This is a genomic window from Paraglaciecola sp. 20A4 (assembly GCF_011378905.1).
GTDB lineage: Bacteria > Pseudomonadota > Gammaproteobacteria > Enterobacterales > Alteromonadaceae > Paraglaciecola.
Window position 1 is genome coordinate 1 of sequence record NZ_WTPY01000087.1, and the last position, 795, is coordinate 795.

Annotated in this window: 1 protein-coding gene; it reads left to right on the forward strand. The window is 47.2% G+C overall.

Translation table 11 applies throughout. The features are described from left to right. Positions 1-670: tectonin domain-containing protein (locus GQS54_RS22945; protein WP_205967901.1), on the forward strand; the 670-nt coding region annotated here is incomplete at its 5' end. Positions 671-795 lie beyond the last annotated feature (125 nt).

The window sequence follows — 795 nt, forward strand, 5'->3', positions numbered from 1 at the left end:
AGACGCTGGGTCTGGCTCCGTGGTTGGCGTGAACAATAATAATGAGATATTCGTCCTGATTGATAACATCTTCACAAAGATCAGCGGGTCTCTAAAGCACTTCAGTGTTGGTCCTGCTGGTCAGCTGGGGGTTAATACAGCAAACAACATCTTTAGGTTTCAGAGTGGCGGTTTTGTTAGGCTTGAAGGGCTTCTCAATCAGGTGGATGCCGGAGGTGATCAGATCATTGCAGGTGTCAATATGTATGATGACATATTCTGTTCAAATATGGATGCTAACAACAAATGGTTATCCAGTAACATTCCTTGGATTAATATTGGTGGAAAGCTGAAGTACTACAGCTGTGGTCCATACAGCTGTTGGGGAGTGAACCACAATGACCAAATCTTCATCATGAAGGATGTGTCGTCTAGTGTCTGTTCAGGGTCCGGCAGCTTTGTGAATATTCCTGGACTTCTGTCCATGATTGAAGTAGCAACTGATGGCAGTGTCTATGGTGTAAACTCTCAAGGGAGCTTATTCAAACGAACTGGTGTCACTCGCTGCACACCCGATGGCACAGACTGGATCCCAGTGGTTGCCTGTCCCAATGGTCACCAGCATGTGAGCTTTGACCTGGGAGTGCTGTGGGTCGTGTGTGTTGATGGCTCCATCCGTAAATGCAGTTAAGGCACTATGGTGGGCCAAGGTGGGCGGTCTCGAGATTCTGGCAGAGCGCATGCCTAAATGTACTGTATAATGTCACTGCAGCAACAGGAGGTCATTCATTGACGAAGCCTCAAAGTGACTTGTAA